At 67.3% G+C, this 4665-nt stretch carries 3 protein-coding genes; 2 read left to right on the top strand and 1 reads right to left on the bottom strand.

Translation table 11 applies throughout. The annotated features are described in order from the left end of the window. The first annotated feature begins 531 nt into the window (after positions 1–531). The gene (gene dnaG, locus WCJ52_RS11675; protein ID WP_336903483.1) at positions 532–2397 is read left to right on the top strand and encodes a DNA primase; all 1866 of its coding nucleotides are present in this window, start codon (positions 532–534) and stop codon (positions 2395–2397) included. Positions 2398–2471: 74 nt separating this feature from the next. Further along, positions 2472–4418 carry an RNA polymerase sigma factor RpoD gene (gene rpoD, locus WCJ52_RS11670; RefSeq protein ID WP_336903481.1) on the top strand — a complete coding sequence of 649 codons (1947 nt, stop codon included), beginning with the start codon at positions 2472–2474 and terminating at the stop codon, positions 4416–4418. 158 nt (positions 4419–4576) lie between these two features. Here rpoD and WCJ52_RS11665 read toward each other — a convergent pair. Then, positions 4577–4665 (bottom strand): putative 2OG-Fe(II) oxygenase (locus WCJ52_RS11665; protein WP_336903482.1); only part of this gene is annotated, 89 nt, incomplete at its 5' end.

Here is a 4665-nt window from a genome sequence, read left to right as displayed (position 1 = left end):
GGCTCGCAAAAGGGCGGGCGAGGATGCATCCTGCCCGCCCCTCAGCCGTTGGGGTTTGGTAATGACTCCCGGCGGGCCGGTCAATGCGGAGCCGGCCGGAGTGGGCCGCCAACCGGGAGAGATTTCATGTCCGAGACCGCCATGGATCCGGGCCGGCGAGGTCGCCCTTCTAGAGCTGTCTAAATGCTCCACCTCAGGGGGAGCTCCCGGCGCAGCCGGGTGAGGGGGTCAGCGGCGGCTCAGTTGACCCCCTCTGTCCCCGGGGCGCTGCCCCGGGCCACCTCCCCCTGGGGGGCGGAATTACAGTTCTAATTGCTCCACCTCAGGGGGAGCTCCGGGCGGAGCCCGGTGAGGGGGTCAACGGCGGCTCAGTTGACCCCCTCCGTCGCGCCGCGCGCGCCACCTCCCCCTGGGGGGCGGAATTAGGGAGGCAATGGCTCGACCTCAGGGGTGAGGGGGTTAACGGCGCTTCAGCTGACCCCCACCGTCCGGGGACTGTGCGAGGGGCTGGGGCCGGGCTATCCTGCCCTCGTGCGGTTCGATGAAGCCTTCCTCGACGAGATCAAGTCACGCCTCCGGCCGTCGGACGTCATTGGCCGGACCGTGAAGCTGCAGAAGCGTGGCCGCGAGTTCGTCGGCCTCTCGCCCTTCACCAAGGAGAAGACGCCGTCCTTCTACGTCAATGACGACAAGGGGCAGTTCTTCGACTTCTCGTCCGGAAAGACCGGCGACCTGATCGCCTTCCTGCAGGAAAGTGAGCGCCTGTCTTTTGTCGAGGCCGTGGAGCGGCTGGCGGCGGAGGCGGGCCTGTCCCTGCCAGCGCCCGATCCCCGGGCGGCTGAGCACGAGAAGAAGCGGCAGGGGCTCTCCGACTGGATGGACCTGGCCGCCCAGTGGTTCAGCCGGATGCTCGCCGGACCCCAGGGTGCCGCCGCCCGAGCCTATCTCGAGCGCCGGGGCCTGCCAGCGTCGGAATGGGGGCGCTTCGGCCTCGGTTTCGCCCCGGCCAGCCGCACCGCACTGAAGGACTACCTTGTCACCAAGGGGGCCCGTCCGGCCGAACTTGTGGAGGCGGGCCTGCTGATCGCTCCGGAGGACGGCAGCGCACCCTACGACCGGTTCCGGGACCGGATCCTGTTTCCCATCGTCGAGGGTCGGGGGCGGATTGTCTCGTTCGGCGGCCGGGCCATGGATCCGGAAGCCCGGGCCAAGTACCTGAACGGTCCGGAGACCGAGCTCTTCCACAAGGGCCGGACCCTCTACGGACTTCCCGAGGCCCGGCGACTTCTCGCCTCCGCGGCGCCGGACGCCCAGCCGGCCCTGGTCGTGGTCGAGGGCTATATGGATGTCATCGCCTGCCAGAGGGCGGACATTGCCGGGGTCGCCCCCCTGGGCACCGCACTGACAGAGGAGCAAATGGAGCTGCTCTGGCGTCGCCACCCCGAGCCCACCCTCTGTTTCGACGGCGACCGGGCCGGACGACAGGCGGCCTTCCGCGCCATGGACCGGGCCCTGCCCCTCCTGACCCCGGCTCGCAGCTTCCGGTTCAGCGTCGTCGAGGGCGGCAAGGATCCCGACGATGTCCTGCGCGAGCAGGGCGCCGCCGCCCTGCGAAGCCAGCTGTCGCGGACGACCGGCTTTTCCGAGATGCTGTTCCGGCGCGAATTCGAGAGCGAACCCTTGGACACGCCCGAGCGCCGGGCCGGCCTCAAGGCCAGGCTGCGGGCCGCCGCCTCGCGGATCGCCGACCGCGACCTCCAGTCTGCCTACCGGGACGACCTGCTGAACCGGTTCGAAGCCGCTCTGCCCTCCCGCGCCGCGCCTTTTCCGGGGCCTGATGGACGGCGCCGGTTCTCAGGTCAGGGCCGCGCCTGGATTGATCCGGCGCCGACATCCCTGGGTCGATCGGCCGCCCGGCGGCTGGCCTCTGACCTGGACCTGGCCGCCGCCGCCCTGGTACGCTGGATCCTCGAGGATCCGGCCTGCCTGGACGCGTTCCTGGAGACCCCGTTCGCCGCCTCTGGCTTCGGGGACCCCGCCCTTGCGGGATTGGTGAAGGAAATCATCCGGCTGCGACTGGAGTCTGAGCATCTTGACTCCCAGGGTCTCGCACGCCATCTGAGCGGGACAGATTTTGAAGCTCTTATGACAGACATCGACCGGGCCGCTGCGAAATCGGGCGCGCCCTTCCTCAAACAGGATGTCTCCCTCGAGGACGCAAGATCGCAGTGGTCGCAGGCCTTCGCCCGCCTTTCCAGGCTGGTGGCCCTCGATGAAGCCGTGTCCACCGCCAAGGGTAACCTTGGCGGAGCTTTATCTGTGGACGCCTTCTCGAGGCTGAAGGGTGAGCGTGACCGGCTGCGTCGACAGATCAGAAACTGGCAAGACGAACCCTGACGACAGCGCCTGGGCGCTGCAACCTTTTCGAGCTTCGGATCCTGCGCAGGCGGTTCCGGAAAGCGGAGATCCTGATGAGCACCACCCCCGCCGAAACCGAAGTCGCCGACACCCCCTCCAGCGACGGCCCGCTGCTCGACCTGACGGACGCTGGCGTCAAGAAGTTCATCAAGCAGGCCAAGGCCCGCGGCTACGTCACCATGGACGAGCTGAACAAGGTGTTGCCATCGGAGGAGGTGACCTCCGAGGCGATCGAGGACACCCTGGCCATGCTGTCCGAGATGGGCGTCAATGTGGTCGAGGCCGAGGAGGACGCCGAGGGCGGGGAGGTGGCCGTCCGCGAGGAAACTGCGGTCGTCGAGACCCAGAAGGAAGCCGCCTACGACCGTACAGATGATCCCGTACGGATGTACCTGCGCGAGATGGGCACAGTGGAGCTGCTCTCCCGTGAAGGCGAGATCGCCATCGCCAAGCGTATTGAGGCCGGCCGCGACACCATGATCCGGGGCCTCTGCGAGAGCGCCCTGACCTTCGAGGCCATCATGGTTTGGCGCGAGGAACTGGGCACCGGCCGTATCCTGCTGCGCGAGGTGATTGACCTCGATCAGACCTATGGCGGCGTCAGCGCGGCTGCCGAGGCCCTGGCCCTGGCCGCCCAGGTCGCCGAGGCCGCCGAATCCGCCGAGGTCACTGAGGACGGCGAGGCCATCGCCAAGGCGGAGGGCGACGACGACGACGACTTCGATGACGGCGCCGGCCCGACCATCAGCGCCATGGAAAGCGAGCTGCGGGAGGGGATCATGCTGACCCTCGACGCCATCGCCGCCGAGTTCGACGCCTTCCGCGCCCTACAGGAGAAGCTGGTCGGCAAGCGCCTGAAGGGCGAGGACCTGTCCGAGGCTGACCGGACGGCCCACGCCACTGCCAGCGGGACCATCGTCCAGCACCTCAAGACCCTGAAGCTGAACAACAACCGGATCGAGGCCCTGGTCGAGCAGCTGTACGCCATCAATAAGCGCCTGATGGGCCTTGAGGGCCGGCTCATGCGCATGGCCGACAGCTATGGCATCAATCGCAGTGAGTTCCTGAAGACCTACCTGGGCGCAGAGCTGGATCCGACCTGGAGTGCGCAGGTCAAGGCCCTGGGCGTACGGTGGACCAAGTTCGCCGAGAACGAGGCAGCCCAGGTCCTGGCCATCCGCCAGGAAATCGCCTCCCTGGCCACCGAATCCGGCGTGCCCATCGACGAGTACCGGCGCATCGTCCACACCGTGCAGAAGGGCGAGCGCGAGGCCCGGCAAGCCAAGAAAGAGATGGTCGAGGCCAACCTGCGCCTGGTCATCTCCATCGCCAAGAAATACACGAACCGTGGCCTGCAGTTCCTTGATCTTATTCAGGAAGGTAACATCGGCCTCATGAAGGCGGTGGACAAGTTCGAGTATCGCCGGGGCTACAAGTTCTCGACCTACGCCACCTGGTGGATCCGGCAGGCCATCACCCGGTCCATCGCCGACCAGGCCCGCACCATCCGCATCCCGGTGCACATGATCGAGACGATCAACAAGATCGTCCGCACCTCCCGCCAGATGCTGCACGAGATCGGTCGCGAGCCCACCCCCGAGGAGCTGGCCGAGAAGCTGGCCATGCCCCTTGAGAAGGTCCGCAAGGTCCTGAAGATCGCCAAGGAACCCATCAGCCTCGAGACCCCCATCGGTGACGAGGAGGACTCGCACCTGGGCGACTTCATCGAGGACAAGAGCGCCATCCTGCCCATCGATGCGGCCATCCAGTCCAACCTGCGCGAGACCACCACACGGGTCCTGGCCTCCCTCACGCCCCGGGAGGAGCGGGTCCTGCGCATGCGCTTCGGCATCGGCATGAACACCGACCACACCCTCGAGGAGGTGGGCCAGCAGTTCAGCGTGACCCGCGAGCGGATCCGCCAGATCGAGGCCAAGGCCCTGCGAAAGCTCAAGCACCCCAGCCGCAGCCGCAAGCTGCGCAGCTTCCTGGACAGCTGAAGCGCGGTTGACCCCCTCCGCCCCGCTTCGCGGTCCACCTCCCCCTTGGGTGAGGAATTCGGAAGCCATTGCTCCCCATCAGGGGGAGCTCCCGACGAAGCCAGGTGAGGGGGTCAACGGCGGTTCAGACCTTCGCCTATCCCGTCCCGGCCGGCCCGCTAGCCCCAGGCGTAGTTGAAGCTGATGGAGATGCGTGGGGTGCGGGCCTGGTTGGGGGGTACCTCGTGGCGCAGCCAGCTTTCCCAGA

This window comes from Phenylobacterium sp. (assembly GCF_037138395.1).
In the GTDB taxonomy this organism is placed as follows: Bacteria; Pseudomonadota; Alphaproteobacteria; order Caulobacterales; family Caulobacteraceae; genus Phenylobacterium.
This window is presented reverse-complemented; position numbering and strand designations above follow the sequence as displayed.